Origin of the sequence: Photobacterium sp. TY1-4 (assembly GCF_025398175.1) — a bacterium.
Taxonomy (GTDB): domain Bacteria; phylum Pseudomonadota; class Gammaproteobacteria; order Enterobacterales; family Vibrionaceae; genus Photobacterium.
Genome location: NZ_CP099735.1, coordinates 1,088,861 through 1,105,498, shown reverse-complemented (window position 1 = coordinate 1,105,498; position 16,638 = coordinate 1,088,861). Strand labels below are relative to the sequence as shown.

Annotated in this window: 13 protein-coding genes, 1 tRNA gene and 1 pseudogene; 12 read left to right on the top strand and 3 right to left on the bottom strand. The window is 52.4% G+C overall.

The features are described from left to right. Positions 1 to 3: 3 nt before the first annotated feature. From fliF to fliJ, 5 genes are read left to right on the top strand one after another with little or no spacing between them, the layout of a single operon-like run. A complete protein-coding gene (gene fliF, locus NH461_RS21765) occupies positions 4 to 1,743 on the top strand; it encodes a flagellar basal-body MS-ring/collar protein FliF (RefSeq protein WP_261603052.1) in 1,740 nt (579 codons plus the stop codon). Further along, positions 1,697 to 2,725 carry a flagellar motor switch protein FliG gene (locus tag NH461_RS21760; protein ID WP_261603051.1) on the top strand — a complete coding sequence of 343 codons (1,029 nt, stop codon included), beginning with the start codon at positions 1,697 to 1,699 and terminating at the stop codon, positions 2,723 to 2,725. Before fliF ends, NH461_RS21760 begins: the two co-directional genes overlap by 47 nt. A gap of 3 nt (positions 2,726 to 2,728) precedes the next feature. After that, positions 2,729 to 3,604, top strand: coding sequence for a flagellar assembly protein FliH (fliH, locus tag NH461_RS21755; protein ID WP_410000117.1), 876 nt, complete (start codon positions 2,729 to 2,731; stop codon positions 3,602 to 3,604). Further along, entirely contained in the window at positions 3,594 to 4,955 is a 1,362-nt protein-coding gene (gene fliI / locus NH461_RS21750; protein ID WP_315903252.1) for a flagellar protein export ATPase FliI, read from the top strand. The genes fliH and fliI overlap by 11 nt, the downstream gene beginning before the upstream one ends. Before the next feature lie 2 nt (positions 4,956 to 4,957). After that, positions 4,958 to 5,401 carry a flagellar export protein FliJ gene (gene fliJ / locus NH461_RS21745; protein WP_261603050.1) on the top strand — a complete coding sequence of 148 codons (444 nt, stop codon included), beginning with the start codon at positions 4,958 to 4,960 and terminating at the stop codon, positions 5,399 to 5,401. A gap of 117 nt (positions 5,402 to 5,518) precedes the next feature. Here the strand turns inward: fliJ and NH461_RS21740 are convergent. Further along, positions 5,519 to 6,409 (bottom strand): annotated as a pseudogene (locus tag NH461_RS21740) (LysR family transcriptional regulator); the annotation flags it as partial. A 159-nt stretch (positions 6,410 to 6,568) separates the two neighbouring features. Between NH461_RS21740 and NH461_RS21735 the strand changes: the two are divergent. Further along, a complete protein-coding gene (locus NH461_RS21735; protein WP_261603049.1) occupies positions 6,569 to 8,530 on the top strand; it encodes a ligand-gated channel protein in 1,962 nt (653 codons plus the stop codon). 84 nt (positions 8,531 to 8,614) lie between these two features. Here NH461_RS21735 and NH461_RS21730 read toward each other — a convergent pair whose 3' ends face one another. After that, entirely contained in the window at positions 8,615 to 9,739 is a 1,125-nt protein-coding gene (locus tag NH461_RS21730) for a M14-type cytosolic carboxypeptidase (protein WP_261603048.1), read from the bottom strand. Between the two features lie 127 nt (positions 9,740 to 9,866). Between NH461_RS21730 and NH461_RS21725 the strand changes: the two genes are divergently transcribed. The 3 genes from NH461_RS21725 to NH461_RS21715 all read left to right on the top strand — a co-directional run bounded on the left by NH461_RS21725 (position 9,867) and on the right by NH461_RS21715 (position 13,217). Continuing rightward, positions 9,867 to 10,319 (top strand): NUDIX domain-containing protein, encoded by a 453-nt coding sequence (locus tag NH461_RS21725; protein ID WP_261603047.1) that lies wholly within the window; start codon positions 9,867 to 9,869, stop codon positions 10,317 to 10,319. 161 nt (positions 10,320 to 10,480) lie between these two features. After that, positions 10,481 to 10,571 (top strand) — tRNA-Ser (locus tag NH461_RS21720). A 666-nt stretch (positions 10,572 to 11,237) separates the two neighbouring features. After that, positions 11,238 to 13,217: a methyl-accepting chemotaxis protein gene (locus NH461_RS21715; protein ID WP_261603046.1), complete on the top strand. Its 1,980-nt coding sequence runs from the start codon at positions 11,238 to 11,240 to the stop codon at positions 13,215 to 13,217. 520 nt (positions 13,218 to 13,737) lie between these two features. On the opposite strand, the gene NH461_RS21710 is transcribed toward NH461_RS21715, so the two are convergent. Beyond that, a complete protein-coding gene (locus NH461_RS21710; protein ID WP_261603045.1) occupies positions 13,738 to 14,259 on the bottom strand; it encodes a DUF2058 domain-containing protein in 522 nt (173 codons plus the stop codon). Positions 14,260 to 14,665: 406 nt separating this feature from the next. On the opposite strand from NH461_RS21710, the gene NH461_RS21705 reads away from it, so the two are divergent. From NH461_RS21705 to NH461_RS21695, 3 genes are all read left to right on the top strand, one after another. Further along, entirely contained in the window at positions 14,666 to 15,148 is a 483-nt protein-coding gene (locus tag NH461_RS21705) for a hypothetical protein (protein ID WP_261603044.1), read from the top strand. Positions 15,149 to 15,299: 151 nt separating this feature from the next. After that, positions 15,300 to 15,725, top strand: a complete 426-nt coding sequence (locus NH461_RS21700) for a GNAT family N-acetyltransferase (RefSeq protein WP_261603043.1) — start codon at positions 15,300 to 15,302, stop codon at positions 15,723 to 15,725. 110 nt (positions 15,726 to 15,835) lie between these two features. Continuing rightward, positions 15,836 to 16,630, top strand: coding sequence for a carbon-nitrogen hydrolase family protein (locus NH461_RS21695; protein WP_261603042.1), 795 nt, complete (start codon positions 15,836 to 15,838; stop codon positions 16,628 to 16,630). The last annotated feature ends 8 nt before the right edge of the window (positions 16,631 to 16,638 follow it).

Here is a 16,638-nt window from a genome sequence, read left to right as displayed (position 1 = left end):
TTTATGTCAGAAGTTATTTCTCAGCCAGCAACCACTTCAGGTGCCGGATTTCGGGGCATGGGCGCCATGACGGATCGGGCGCGTCATTTGTGGCAGAGCAGCCAGCGTAATCTGGTGTTGTCTGCAGTATTGGCGGCCATTGTGGCGGCGATGATTGTGGTTGCCCTGTGGAGCTCTACTCAGAATTATCGTCCGTTATATAGCCAGCAGGAGCGGTTTGACAGCGGCGAGATTATCTCGGTGCTCGAAACCGAAGGGATCCCGTATCGCCTGCGGGAAGAAAACGGTCAGGTGCTGGTTGAAGAGGGCGAAGTGGCGCGGATCCGGATGCTGTTGGCTGCCAAAGGGGTGAAGGCCCAGCTGCCGACCGGACTGGAGTCGCTGAAGGAAGATGCTTCCCTGGGCACCAGCCAGTTTATGGAAACCGCCCGTTACCGGCATGGCCTGGAAGGCGAGCTGGTGCGTACCATTATTGCATTGAACGCGGTTTCGAATGCGCGGGTCCATTTGGCGATCCCGCGTAAAACCTTGTTTGTGACCCAAAATGGTGAAGCACCGTCGGCGTCGGTGATGGTGGAGCTGAAAGCCGGGGAAGATCTGAAGTCCGAGCAGGTGGAAGCCATTGTCAACCTGGTCGTCGGCAGTGTGACCGGCATGAAAGCTGACGCAGTCTCGGTGGTCGACCAGTACGGCCGGTTGCTGAGTGCTGAAATTGGCAGCGACGACGTCGGTAAGGTGAATGCCAAGTATCTCGACTACCAGAAAAAGTTTGAAAAACAGGTGATCCAGCGGGCGGCAGATATGCTGACCCCGATCGTTGGCCCGAGCAACTACCGGGTGCAGGTCGCCGCGGATCTGGACTTCAACCGGATCCAGGAAACCCAGGAGATTGTCGACTCGACGCCGGTCGTGAAAAGCGAGCACCGGGTGGAGAATAACTCCATCGACCAGATTGCCGTGGGCGTCCCGGGCTCGATGAGCAACAAGCCGCCGACAGCCGGGAAAGAAGAGAAAGACAGCAATAACACCAATGAACGTACGGAAGTCAATCGCCAGTATGCGTTGGGCAGCAGTGTTCGCCATACCCAGTATCAGCAAGGCCAACTGCGTAAGCTGACGGTGTCGGTGCTGCTCAATTCATCCGCTGCGCCGAATGGGACGGCCTGGAGCGATGCCGAAAAGCAACAGATCCAGACCATGATTGCGGATGCCGTCGGGATCACCGCAGCCCGCGGCGATACCCTGAGCCTGATGAGTTTTAACTTCACGCCGATTGAAATTGACGCGCCGCCGGCTATTTCGTGGTGGCAGGATCCGACCATTCAGCAGCCGATCCGATATGTGATTGGTGGCCTGTTGGGGCTGGCGATGATTTTCTTCGTGCTGCGTCCGCTGATCAATCATTTGATCGGCATTGATCAACGCAAGGAAAACCTGGAAATCGCCCCGCCGGTTCAGGATGAAGAAACCTTTGAGAACGGCCTTCAGACCCGTGCCGAGCGAGAGATGGAAGACAACCTGGATAAGCGTCTGGCTGAGAAAGGGATTGAGACCAATCTCTCGGCGCTGGATACCAACCATGATCTATTGCCGGCTTCCGGCTCACCGCTGGAAGTCCAGCTGAAGCATTTGCAGCTGATTGCTAATGAAGAGCCGGAACGGGTTGCAGAAGTATTAAAACAATGGGTAAACGCAAATGAACAGCACACAAGCAAGCAAAAAGCACCCGTCCGCGGCGCTTGATAACATCGACAGGACTGCGCTCGTGCTGCTGGGCATGGGCGAAGAAGCCGCCGCACAGGTGCTCAAGCATTTCAGCCGGGATGAGGTCCAGAAAGTAACGCACGCCATGGCGAAGCTGAATGGGATCAAAAGCGAGAACGCCAAAGGGGTGATTCAGCGCTTTTTCAATGATTTTAAATCCCATAGCGGGATCCGCGGTGCGTCGAAGCAGTATCTGGCGAATACGTTACGCAAAGCCCTCGGCAACGATTTGGCCAAAGGGCTGCTCAATAACATCTACGGTGACGAACTGCGCAACAATATGCTGCGCTTGCAGTGGGTGGATCCGGATTTGTTGGCCAAGTTCATCGCTCAGGAGCATCCGCAGATGCAGGCCATCTTTCTGGCCTATTTGCCGCCGGATACGTCGGCGAGTGTGCTGAGCAGCCTGCCGGAAGACTACCATGACGAATTGCTGTATCGCATTGCCCGGCTGAAAGAAATTGACCATGAAGTGGCCGAAGATCTGAATACCTTGATCGAGCGCTGCATTGAACATGTGTCGGTAAGCCAGCGGGCACCAGTGTCGGGTGCGAAGCAGGCTGCGGATATCATCAACCGGTTCAGCGGCAACCGGGCTCAGTTGATGGAGCTGTTGAAGCTGCACGATGAGGATGTTGTGAAAGAAATCGAAGACAACATGTTCGACTTCATGGTGTTGGGCCGTCAACCGGAAGCCACCATCGATCGGCTGGTGCAAGAAGTGCCGGTCGAAACCTGGGCAGTTGCCCTGAAAGGTGCGGAAATTATCTTGCAGCAATCGGTCAAACGATCGATGCCGCAACGGATGGCGAAATCCCTGGAAGATGAAATGTCGGTCAAAGGGGCTCTGGCGATTAGTCAGGTCGAGAAAGCCCGCCAGGAAATCATGCAGCAGGTTCGTAAACTCGCCGACAAGGGCGAGGTCGAACTGGTGCTTTACCAGGAAAAGACGGTGGAGTAAGCGATGAAGAAAAGCAGCGTGATGCGCTTACAACCCGGTCAGTACCGGTTGCACCGTTTTCCACCGGTTGCTGAGCAGCAGCCGATCCCCCATGCCGCTGAATCCGGTGTGTCTGGCGGTTATGAGAATCCGCTTGAATTGCAGGAGCGGCTCGAAGCCGGTTTCCAGCAGGGCCTGCAGCAAGGTCATCAGGAAGGATTGCAGCAAGGAATTGTCCAGGGGCACCAGCAGGGGCTGATGGACGGTCAGAAAGAAGGTTATCAGCAGGGGGTTGCCCGGGGTGAGCAGGCCGGGCAGGCGCAATTTGCCGCTGCCGCTGAGCCGGTCAGTACCTTGCTGGGCCAACTGAGCCAGTGGCAGGCCGATAAGGAGCGTGAGCAGCGGATCCAAATCTGCGAGCTGGTGCAGAAAGTGGCACAGCAGGTGATCCGGGCGGAGCTGACCCTGATGCCGCAGCAAATTCTGGCCCTGGTGGATGAAACCCTGGAAGCGATGCCGGGTAAAACCGAGCAGGTGGTGGTGCATCTGAATCCGCAGGATCTTGAGCGGATCACCAATATCAATCCGGATTTGCCGCAAGCCTGGAAGCTGGTGGCGAATTCGGAACTCACCATTGGCAGTTGTCAGCTGATGACGGATCACGCCGAGGCGGATGCCAGTTGCGATGCCCGTCTGGCGGCCTGTATGGAAACTGTGCGGGGGCATTTGCTGGATGAGGAACCGGGGGAAGTGAGCCTAGAGGCTCAGCCGGATGCGATTCAGATAGACACCAGTGAGGTTGATATCACGCAGGCTGATGCCGTCCCGACGGATGCCCCGGTAGCGCCTGCCGAGGGCGATGACAGCGGTGACAATGCGGAGGTGGTGAGTGAGCAATAAAGGCCTCCTCACTGAACGATTGAGCGAGGCCATGGCCTCGCTCGATGCCATTCCGGTCGCCCGGGTAACCGGACAACTGGTAAAAGTCAACGGCCTGATGCTTCAGGCCGTGGGTTGTCGTTTCAGGCTTGAGCAACGTTGCCTGGTTGAGGCGGCAGACGGTGAGATGATTGAAGCCCAGGTGGTGGGATTTGATCACCACGTGGCTTACCTGATGCCCATCCGCCAGTTGGGTGGCCTGTTTGCCGGAGCCAAAGTGATCCCGCTTGACGGCGACAGCACGGTACAGCTCGGAGCGCACTGGATGGGTCGGGTGGTGAACGGCCTGGGCGAGCCGCTGGATGACGGTGGCCCGCTGAAAGGCGGAGAGCGGGTCGCGCTGGATACCCCGCCAATCAACCCGCTCAAACGCCGTCCGGTCGATACCCCGCTGGATGTCGGGGTCCGGGCAATCAACGGCTTGATCACCCTGGGCAAGGGGCAGCGGATCGGCCTGATGGCCGGCAGTGGCGTGGGGAAAAGTGTGCTGCTGGGCATGATCACCAAAAACACCACCGCAGATGTGATCGTGGTCGGGTTGATCGGGGAGCGTGGCCGTGAGGTGCGCGAGTTTATCGAGCAGAACCTCGGCGAAGCCGGACGCAAGCGGGCGGTGATCATCGCCGCGCCTGCTGATGAATCGCCACTGATGCGGCTGCGGGCGACCAAGCTGTGTCACCGGGCCGCGGAATACTTTCGCGATCAGGGCAAGGATGTTTTGTTGCTGATGGATTCGTTGACCCGTTATGCGATGGCACAACGGGAAATCGCGTTGTCGCTGGGAGAGCCACCGGCTTCCCGGGGATATCCGCCGTCGGTTTTCAGCCTGTTGCCGCAGTTGCTGGAGCGTGCCGGGAACAGCGAGCATCCGAACGGCAGCCTGACGGCCATTTATACCGTGCTGGCGGACGGCGACGATCAACAGGATCCGGTGGTCGATTCGGCCCGGGCGATCCTGGATGGCCATGTGGTCCTGTCGCGAAATCTTGCCGAGCAGGGGCACTATCCGGCGATTGATATCAATGCGTCGATCAGCCGTTGTATGAGCAGCGTGACGAATAAATCCCATACGCTGGTGGCGAATCAGTTCCGCCAGCTGAACGCCAACTATCAGCAGGTGAAAGAGCTGCTGCCGCTGGGGGGATATCAGCCGGGTCAGGATCCGGAGTTGGATCAGGCGGTCACGATGCAACCGCAGCTGAAAGCGTATCTGCAGCAGCAGGTGGATGAAGCGGCAGATTATCCGGGAAGCCTGACTCAGCTGGCGCAGTTGTTTGGGAGCGGGCTGAATAGCGGACAGCACGGAGGATAAACATGAAAGGAAAACTCAAGGCGGCTGGCCAGCTCCAGCAGCTGGCGACACAGCAACGTGATCGCCAGAGCAAGCTGTTTGCTCAGCAGCAACAGCAGAGCGAGCACTACCAGCGCCAGCTGGATGCGTTGCAGTTGCTCAAATCCGGCTGCCAGGGGGGCAGCACCGTGGGGAAAACGTCGTTGTCGAGCAGTACCTTGCAAAATAGTGCTACGGTACAAACCCAGCTTTCCCGGCTGCTCAACCATCACCAGCATGAAAAAGCGGTGATGGATGCCCAGTGTCAGCAGAGTAAGGCGCTGTTGGAAAAAAGCCACGCCCGGGTGAAGGGGCTCGAGACCGTGATCGAACGCTGGCAGGCGAAACAGCGCTTTGAGGAAGCCCGCAAAGTGCAAAGGCAGCTGGAAGATCTCATCAATGCCCGTTACCGCCGTAAGCCGGTGTAACGCTTATTCGGCGCTCAGGGCCATGGGTTGCAGAGCCGTGGTGAAGGGGGCCCTGGCTTCAAAAGGGGCCTTCGTCTCACCGGCGATCCCTTCTTTGGGCGAGGTATTCAGGTAAGTTCGCCATTCCGGCGGACACTGGCTGCGCAGGGTATCCAGTAACACTTTCACCCGCAGCGGCGGTCGCCCGGCGGTATAGTAGCAGGCGACTTCCGTTGCGGGTGGGTGCCATCCTTTCAGGCACTGACGCACGCTTCCCGGGTGGGAGCGCTCAAATCCATTGGCCAGCCAGATCGGCAGCATGCCTATCCCTTTCCCTTTGGCGATCGCATCGGCCTGCATGGTCAGGCTGTCGCTACGCAGGCGACAGTTTACTGGCGGTAAATCATAGCTTCCTTCCTGCGCATGGATCAGGCTCAGCCCGGTTTGCCGGTGGGCCATCAGATCAATCCAGGGATGCTGAGGCAACTCGCTGGGATGGTCCGGCATCGGGTTTTCGGCCAGGTACGCGGGTGATGCATACAATCCGAACTGCCAGTAGCCCAGCAATTCACGGCGTAGCTGGTGCCCCGGCGGCGTACCCACCCAGATCATCAAATCAATATCCTGACCGATTTCCGGCACCATCTGGCTATGCAGATTGATTTGAACATCCGGATGTTCCTGCATGAAAGGGTGTAAGACTTTCGAGAACCAGCCCCGGATCAGGCTCGGGTGGATCACGACGTTCAGTTCGCCGCAAATTTCATTGTTCAGACTTTGTAATGCCTCTTGACTCTGCTCGGAAAGTGTAAGCATTTGTTTCGAAAATCGGGAAAAGACATGTCCGGCTTGGGTCAGGGTCAGCCGGTTTCCCTGTCGGGTTACCAAGGCCTGGCCGAGATCTGTCTCCAACTGGGCCAGTCGGCGGCTCAGGGTGGATTTAGGCTGGTTCAGGGCTTCCGCCGCAGCGGTCAGGCTTTGGTACTGACACAGGGCATCGAAGGCTTTGATTGCTGCAAGATCATGCATTATGCATTGCTTCTCATATCAATAATTATGGAAAACAACAACCTATCGGCTGTTCCATAAATGGAAAACGCAGTTCCGCATACCTCCCTAGTGTTTTGCGACAACTTAGGGAAAAATCCGCAACCGAATTAATAACTATTATCATTTAAGGAGTTGTGTATGTCCAGATCTATGCCTGCGGTATTGCCTCTAGTGGCGGCAATTGCATCGGTTATGTCGGGAGCTGCACTGGCGAAATCATCTGAACCGACGGAAACCATGGTGGTGACGGCGGCAGGTTATGAGCAATTGCAGGCTGATGCACCGGCGAGCATCAGCGTGATTTCCCGCAGCGATCTGGAAAAGCGTTATTACCGTGATGTCACGGATGCGCTGCGCGACGTCTCTGGGGTGGTGATCACCGGGGGGGGCGATACAACCGATATCAGCCTGCGTGGCATGGGTTCTAAATACACCCTGATCCTGGTCGACGGTAAGCGTCAGTCATCTCGTGAAACCCGACCGAACAGTGATGGTCCGGGGATTGAGCAGGGCTGGCTGCCGCCGCTGCAAGCCATTGAACGCATCGAAGTGATCCGTGGGCCGATGTCAACGCTGTACGGCTCTGATGCAATAGGCGGGGTGATTAACGTGATCACTCGTAAAGTGAGCCAGGAATGGGCTGGTAACGTCCAGATCGATACCGTCATCCAGGAAGACAGTCATTCCGGTGATCAACGCAGCGCCAACTTCTTTTTGAACGGTCCATTGGTCAACGATAAGCTGGGTCTGCAGTTGTACGGTCAGACGACGCAGCGTGACGAAGATAACATTGCGCAAGGCTTTGAAGATAAATCACTCAACAGCGTGACCGGGCGCCTGAACTACCAGGTGAATGAATCCAACCTGATCCAATTTGAAGCCGGGGTTTCCGAGCAGGATCGTCGGGGCAATGTGGGCCTGTCGGTACCGACGACCGGCTGTCGTGGCGAGTGTGAAGACTCCCTGAACGAGTACCGCCGTACCCATTACGCACTGACGCACCAGGGCAACTGGGACGCGTTGAGTACGGATGCTTATGTGCAGCATGAGATCAGCACCAACAAAAGCCGTCAGATGGAAATCGCCAACACCACGGCCAAAGCCAGCATGTTCATGCCATTAGGCAGTCATTTGCTAACGCTGGGGGCGGAAGTGAGCCACGCCTCTTTGGATGATGAGTCCTCCAACAAGGCGAAAAACTCAAGTCGGACACATATCTCAAACACCCAAATGGCAGCCTTTATTGAAGATGAGTGGGGCCTGACTGAGACCTTCTCCCTGACGCTGGGCGGCCGTCTGGATCATGATGAGAACTACGGCGACCACATCAGTCCGCGTGTGTACGGGGTGTGGCACTTCGCTGAAGACTGGACCTTGAAAGGTGGGGTCTCGACCGGTTTCCGCTCACCACAGTTACGTGAGATCACAGCCGACTGGGCCCAGGTTAGCCGAGGCGGAAATATCTACGGCAACCCGGATCTGGAGCCGGAGAAGTCGGTCAACAAAGAAATTGGTCTGTTGTATTCGAACCTGGATGGGCTGACGGCCGGTCTGACGCTGTTCCACAATGACTTTGATGACAAGATCACCCGCGTGGTGTGTCCGGACACCGTGTGTACTTCTGGTCCGAACCAGTGGGGCTCTGATCCGACGTACCGGGTGAATGTGGACGAAGCGATCACCCGTGGTGTGGAAGCCTCGCTGATGGCACCGCTGACGGACACGCTGACGATGAACGCCAGCTATACCTATACCGATTCCGAGCAGAAAACCGGGAAATACAAAGGGCAGCCGTTGAATCAGTTGCCGGAGCACCTGGCCAATGCGGGTCTGGACTGGTTGATGAACGACACGACCAGCAGCTGGCTGAAAGTGACGTATCGCGGCGAAGAAAGCCAGCCGGTCACCACACCATCAAGCTCGACGTTTGTGGCACCGTCTTCGACCTTTGTTGATGCGGGCCTGACCTATCAGCTGACTGAGAATACGCGAGTGAAAGCGGCGATTTATAACCTGCTGGATGAATCGATCACGTACGAAGAATACCAGTACGTTGAAGATGGTCGTCGTTACTGGCTGGGTATGGATGTTGCCTTCTAAGCAGGCGAATAGACAGACATACAACGAAAAAGAGGCTCACTTCGGTGAGCCTCTTTTCATTCTGTTTAGATGTGCAAAGGGCGATTACACCTTGGCAATCACGGCCTGAACCGCGGCCAGCATGTCCTGACCAAATGCCACGCTGCGCTCCGGGGACCAACCGTAGAAGCTGTCCGGATGCAGGTTGTGATCCTTGAACGGCATCTCCACGGTGTAAGACAGGCACTTGAACTGCTCCGCCACCCAGTTCGAGCCAACCGTCAGGTTCGCTTCGCCTGGCTTATCTTTGTCGTAACCGTGCTCGTCCTGAAATTCCGGGGTGATGGTCAGCAGCGCTTGTTTAAAGGCCTGCTCCAGCTCAGCCATGCGCGCATTGTAAGACGGGACGCCTTCACTTCCGGCAACAAAGTTATACGGGATCGCTTCATCGCCATGGATATCCAGGAACAGGTCGATCCCGGTGGCCAGCATGCGCTCACGGACCAGGTACACCTCCGGGCTTTGCTCCATCGACGGCGTTTGCCATTCGCGGTTCAGGTTTACGCCTACCGCATTGGTACGCAGGTGACCGCGGATACTGCCGTCCGGGTTCATGTTCGGTACCACGTGGAACACTGCTTTTTCCAGCAGCGCACGGCCCACGGTGTCGGTATCATCCAGCAGGCGTTGCAGCAGACCTTCAATAAACCACTCAGCCATGGTTTCGCCCGGGTGCTGACGGCCGATGATCCAGACGTTCTTCTTCTCATCCGACGGTTCGCCGATGGTCAGCAGGCTCATGTCGTTGCCGTCCAGGGTACTGCCCAGAGTTTCCAGGCGACATTCCGGATGCAGTTGCGCTTGATGCAGCAGATCCTGGTGACGATCGTAGCTGTACGGCGCAAAGTAGGCGAAATACATCGAATGATGCTCTGGGATCACCTTGAAGGTCAGCGTGTCACCGTCAAACTCCGCCGGGATGCGGAACCATTCTTCGCGATCATAAGACGCTACGACATCGTAGCCCTGCCAGCCTTCCGGGTAGGCGGATTTGGCCAGGTTCAGCAACTTGATCTGGTGCTCGGTATGCGGCTGGCTTTCCAGACGGAAGTGAAACCATTGGTAAAACTCAGACTGGTTATCGTTCGGGATGGTCAGTTGAATGTCATTGGCGTTGTCGGCTGTGACGACATTGATATTGCCGCTTTCGAAATTACTGAATATTTTCATGGTGATCTTGCGTCATTGGAGGATGAACCTCTGAGGTTAGCACAACTTTGGGGCAGGACTGAAAAAGGATCAGCAGATCCGGGAAGAACGTTATATCATGACCCGGTTTGAAAGCAGGGGAATTTGAATGACGTTTCACTATCAGGCGCGAGGGATCATCACCTCGGGAGCGTATGTGTTGTTGGTACGGGCCAAAGGGGACGACAAAACCTTCCTGCCCGGCGGGCATATTGAATTTGCCGAGCCGGCTAAACAGGCGCTCAAGCGTGAGCTGTGGGAAGAGGCATCCATCGAGGCTGAGGTGGGCGAATTCATTGGCGCGGCGGAGAATGAGTGGTTCGAACAGGATACGCTCAATGCCGAAATCAACCTGATCTTCGCGGTGAAAACGGATTTGCGCGCGCAGCAACCGGTCATCTCTAACGAGCCGCATCTGGAGTTCCTTTGGGCGCATCAGACGGAAATAGCGCACTATAACCTCTATCCAGTGTCATTACGGGATCTCATCGCAACTGGAGCCAGCCCGGAGCAGGCTTTCTGGGGCTCAGGTATTGAAGAAAAGTCAGCAGAAACGGAATGATTCGCCGAGATTGATGGTCTGTTATTGCGCGTTGTTGTGCCTTTTTCGTCAAACCTCGGGAAACATCAGAAAAGTTTGAAAGATTCGCTGAACAATTGAGCAGTTGAGCCTCTTGGGGTTTTACAATGCCCGCTGTACTGGGTATGATTCATCGCACTTGCGGAGAGATGGCTGAGTGGTTGAAAGCACCGGTCTTGAAAACCGGCATACGTTAATAGCGTATCTAGGGTTCAAATCCCTATCTCTCCGCCACATTCGAAACCCCAGCCACTGTGCTGGGGTTTTTCGTTTTTGGTTAATTGGCAATGAAAGAGATAGGGTGCCGAACCCTAGAGCAGGGGTCAGCCGAGCGCAGCGAGACAACGTTGCCAGCCGAAGGCGCTTTAGAGCAACGGCCCGAAGGGCGAAGTAAATCCCCCTATACCCAGAGCGCTCCGACACATTTGAAAGCCCTGTCGTCAGACAGGGCTTTTCTCGTTTCTGGTGAGGTGCTGAGTGTCGGGATTTGAACCCCCCCATACCCGGAACACTCCGCCACATTTGCAACCCCAGCTTCCGAGCTGGGGTTTTGTGTTTCTGGGCATTGGCATTGTTGTGACGATGGTTTTCCGCAACTCATTATTTGTCTGGTAACAGAATTAATAAAAACGAGGTTAACACCTTTGTTCAAAGGAGGATGTGGATAAGAAATAAACAACGCGGTGGTCATTTCGAAAATCCCTCGTAATTCATTTGAGTATATTGTTAATAACGAGGTAAATATTGTTTCAAGTTATGGTGGGATTTATGTGCCTGAATAGAATGACTGGTAATGTACAACCAAGCTGAAAAATTCAAGCTATACGGCCTGCTTAACCATGCAAAGAATATGGATTAATACCGAGGTCTGTAACGCATGAACACCGACAAGAAATATAAATGAATCTGTCTAACTTCTCCTTTAAGCAAAAAATAGTTGTTTTGCTTGCTTTACCTGTGCTCGCTTTTCTCTTTTTAAGCGGGTCTTCAATTATTCATAGTGTGTCGACGACCCGTGAGATGGCTTCTCTGAATCAACTGATTCGGTTGTCTGTTTCATATAGTGAGCTTGTTCATGAGTTACAAAAAGAACGAGGCATGACTGCTGGCTATCTTGGTTCCAATGGCAGCCAGTTTGGCGATGAACTCAGATCCCAGCAACAAGCTACCGATAGAAAACGGAATCAACGTATCAACTACTGGCAATCTGCTGACATCGACCTGCGTGAAATACAGCAGCTGAATGACACCATCGATCAGGGCCTGCGTGACATCGAATCCATTCGTCGCCGGGTTGAGACGCAGTCGATCTCACTGCCAGATGCGCTGGCCTACTATACCCGGCTTAATAAAAAGCTGTTAAGCGTCTCTGGCCTGATCGCGGAGATCAGTACAAACCCGGCCATCACGAAAGAAACCGTTGCTTATTACAATTTTCTACAGGGCAAAGAACGCGCGGGGATCGAGCGTGCTGTCCTCAGTAATACTTTTTCACAAGATGCGTTTGCAACCGGGATGTTGGTGAAATTCATTGCTTTAGTAACGGAACAAGCAACCTATTTCGATAATTTTAATGTCCTGACGAATGACACCAACAAGCAGTATTTTTCAGAGCTGCTGAATGACAAGTCTGTTCAAGAAGTTAATAAGTTTCGCGAACTAGCCAAGGCGCAGTCCAGCCAATTCGATGTTGATCCAGTCTACTGGTTTGCACAAGCAACGAAACGGATTGGTCAGCTGAAAAAGATTGAAAATGAAGTCGCGGCTTCTCTGATCAAGCTTACAGAGGAAAAGTATCAGGTTGCTCAAACATCAATGACGGTCAATCTCATCATTTTCCTGCTGACTACGCTGACCGTGGCGGTTGTGAGCTATGTTGTGATTAAAGACCTCACTGCGCGGGTCAACGACTTAACTTCCGTGATGGCAAAGGTGAGAGAAGAAAATGATTTAACCGCCCGTGCTCAGTATATCGATACGAGTGAACTGGGATCGATTTCTTCAGCCTTAAACTCGACCTTGGCGCAGTTTTCCCAAGTCATCGATAATCTTTCAAACTCAAGTATGACCCTTGCGTCTGCGGCGGAGGAAACCTCCCAGACATGTCAGTACAACTCAACATCCATGGTTGAGCAGCAAGAGCAAATTGGATTGATAGCCACGGCGATTGAGGAGCTTTCTACCACTGTCAATGAAGTGGCCAGCAAAACGCAGCAAACGTCTGAATCTGCCAAATTGGCTGACGAACAGACGCTCAATGGCTTAAGAACGGTACAGCATTCTTACCAATCTATTGAAGGGTTGGCTGCAGAAATCGATGGTTTGGCAGAGAAAATTACCCATCTGCACGACAGTAGTAACAATATCCACAACGTGGTGGATGTGATTAAATCCGTCGCAGATCAAACGAATTTACTGGCTTTGAATGCTGCGATTGAAGCTGCTCGCGCCGGCGATCAAGGACGTGGTTTTGCTGTTGTTGCCGACGAAGTCAGAAAGCTTGCACAGCGCACACAAGAATCAACCGCTGAAATTGAGGGCTTTATTAATTCGTTGCGATCCGATGTTGAATCAGCATTTCATCTCATTGAGAACAATCAGACCAAGGCCATGGCGGCTGTTCAAGATTCCAGAAATGTAGAGCAGACGCTTGAGGGAATTTCTGAATCTGTCAGTCAAATCTTCAGTATGACAGAGCAGATTGCGACGGCGACTGAAGAGCAGGCCGTTGTGACTCAGGACATTGCCAAAAACATCATGACAGTCGAAGACAAGTCGACAGAATCGACGACCGGGGCGGCTCAAATCGCTTCGACAGCAAGAGAGCAAGCAGAGTTAGCAACAACTCTGAGAAAACTGGCCAATACTTTCAAAATTTAGTGGCTTGACGGGATTTCACTCAACGAGATAACAGAATGGTATTGGGTTAAACCTAAAATATCTTGCTTGCGACGACGATACGGTTTCATCAATCGTATCGTCAAACATCACGGTTAAGGCTGCCCCAGAAAACCTGATCATCCTGAAAGTCAGTTTTATCGCTGGGTCAATTTGCCATATACCGTAATCACTTCCCCTTGATGTAAGGCCCCAGCCACTGAGCTGGGGTTTCGTTTATCTGATGTTCCGCCCCTGGCAGCATTATCGGAATGCTGGCTAACTGGTTCTTTTCTCAATCATTGATTGAATGTCTGCACGAAATTGTATTCAATGAGATGCATTTTGTTATCAATATTAACGATACGACCGTAGGAGCGTCACCTAAGGGCGGTAGCATGGCTGGCTGAGTTTGTGGCTGGCTGTGGTTGTGACGAACGGGGGAGAGTGATGAGCTCAGCTTGCTGGCACAAAGGGGATGAGAATTGAGCTGCCAACTGTGAATGAGGCAGCTCGATCTGAATTACCACATGAGATCGTCTGGAACGATGAAGTCAGCATAAGGGTCGTCTTCAGCGATGACGTCTGACTCTGGTACTTTCTGGTCGATAATCGACTCGGGATCTCGCTGAGCAATTTTATTTGCAACTGTGCTTGGGATGACGACATAGCGCTCTTCATCGCGCGCAATGGCCAGCACTCCTTTGATCAGCTGCTCCCGAACGGCGCCCGTCATATACAGTGATTTTACAAGCGTGCCGTCAGTAAAGTTGTACTTGATGTCGCCATCACCCAAATCAATCTTGTTCATGTTAATTAACATCTTGATTTGAGCCTGAATTTCCTTCGTGAGGCGCTGTTCATTCTGTTGTGCGCTTAACGCTTTATCATGCTCTTGTTGTTGGCGCTTCTTCTCTTCAATCGCCGCTTTGACTTCACGGGCTTGAACGCGTGATTTTTTAGGGCGTTTCTTAGCTTTTTCCAGTTTACTTTTGCTGATGAGGCCAGCTTGTTGTAACTGCTCTTGGAGTGTCAGTTTTGCCATGATGTTCTCGGTATGCGTGGTTTGTGGACATTCTACTGAGTCATCTCGGCTAAATAAAGTGATGGTTGCAAGTCACTTCATACGAGTGACATGTATAAGCAGAACGGCTTGCCGACGATCATTAGCGGCTCACGATCTACAATCGCGTCGCCCTCGGGCACTTTGTGTTGGTCCGCCGGTGGTATGTGACTCAAGTGCCGGGAAGAGTTCGGAGTGATGTCTCAGTTACTCTGCATCAAACACTGATGGCATGTTTTCGAGATTGTTTTCTGTGAGACGCACTGGGCGGTCAGTACCCATGAGGTGACTATAAGAACGTGACTTATGAACGGTCGCGTGGGGTTATCCGTGTCAGGTGCTATTTCTCGTGTTTTCCATTTACGGATGATTATTATACTGAGAGTTCATGTTGAATATTTTTATCGTAATGAAGTTGTTTTTGAAATATATTCTCGTGCCTGTCATCAATGTCATTCTCTCATTGTGTGTGCTAGCTGGTGGATTTGCTTTTATTATTTTCACCTTTGGCGGGTGGCTGCCGGAGACTTGTTCTGTTGACGGTATCCGTTGTTATTCATTGATGTTATCGATGGCATTCGGTTCGATTGTTTTAGTCTTAGGTGTTCTCACGCGAATATTGATTCACTTGTCTTCGGAACTTCACGAATACAAAAAAGCTATACCAAGGCATAGCGTTTGGGTACGGGAAAATTCAGTATTTCATTTATCCAATTGGTTTTTTAAAAGAAATTTATTTATCATATCGAACCAATTCAATGAAACGGAAGCTCTATTTGATCTCAAAATTAATTCATTATGTGGCGACATACTCAGCATTCGCAACAATGATATTACTGTTTATTGGGATTTTAAGCGCTGTTGTCTATGAAATGTAGCGTGTTGAATAAGGTCATTCTGAAATTTCTTTGTAAGAAACGCATCAGGTTTAGAAACGGCGACGTTGTAATAACGGCAGGTTTAACAGACCGGGATTTTTACTATTAACCATTATTGAAAATAATGCAAAGGAGGCAGTTTTCGTGCAAGGATATAAAATCAGCACAGCGTTTGATGACCTTGATTTTGATGTGATTTATCAAGTGATTTCACAAAGCTACTGGGCGAATGGAATCCCTCGGGAGACCCTCGCCAAGGCGATCGCTAATTCTTTGTGCTTTGGTGTTTATGAAGACACGGGACAGCAAGTCGGGTTTGCCCGCCTGATCACGGACAAAGCCACTTTTGCCTACCTGGCTGATGTGTTTATTGTTCAATCGCATCAAGGCCTGGGGTTAAGTAAGTGGCTCATTGAGCACATTGTTGCGCATCCTGAACTCCAAGGATTACGCCGTATGGTTTTAGCGACACGGGATGCGCATGGGCTGTATGCACAATATGGTTTTAAAGCCATCGAAAACCCGGAAATTTTCATGCAAATCTGGCAACCTGATGTTTATCGGGCATGAATGAAGTGACTGCTATTGAATTGTCTCCGATGAAATGGAGATGATCGGCAAACAGTGGTGGGTGCAACGTCGGGTCTGTCGTTGCTTTTTAAAAGAATAAGGATTATTGCTTGAAAATAGGCATCGTACAAATGCCCATGGCATGGACGTTGGAGACGAACGTAAATGTAATATGCAGCACAATAGCAAAGCACGCTGCACTTGATGTTCTGGTGTTCCCGGAATTAGCCGTCACTGGATTTCATCGGAAAATTCCTCAGGAAAGCTGCCCAGATCGGATTTCTCAAGCGTTAGCACAGATAAGAGAGCACTGTAAGAAATCACAGACTCTGGCCTTTGTCGGATATCCGATCATTGATCATGGGAAAATATACAATGGCTATGCTGCGATTGATGAGCATGGGGAGCTTGCTGCGACCTGGAGAAAAGTCGGGCTCACCGAGAGTGAGGCAACTTTCTTCGAACCAGGCGTGGGACGTGATGTTTTTGCGCATACCTTTGGGCGTTTTAGTACTTTTATCTGCCGGGAAGCAAGTGACTTTGACTGGTTTATCGAAGAAGTGAGTGCTCATCGGCCAGAGTACATCATCTGGCCAGGCTATTTGAGTCAGCCTGAAGTTGTTCCGACGCAGGTCGGTGAATACTATGATGAGGGCGCCTCGAAGATCGCTTCGACTCTCAAAGCTGTGGTTGTTCAATGTAATTGGCCCCAGTCGTTGAATAAAGCGGGTGAAGAAAACCTTGGGCTGGGTGGCAGCAAAGTCTTCGGTCCAACAGGTGAAGTATTGTGTCAGTTACCTCTCGATCAACCTTGTCTTGCGGTATTCGATACGGAAACTTCGGGACTATGCTCAGTCGAGCATTTTAAAGTAGATTCCGAAGTTTTAGCTGTTGATGTTGATTGAATCACAGA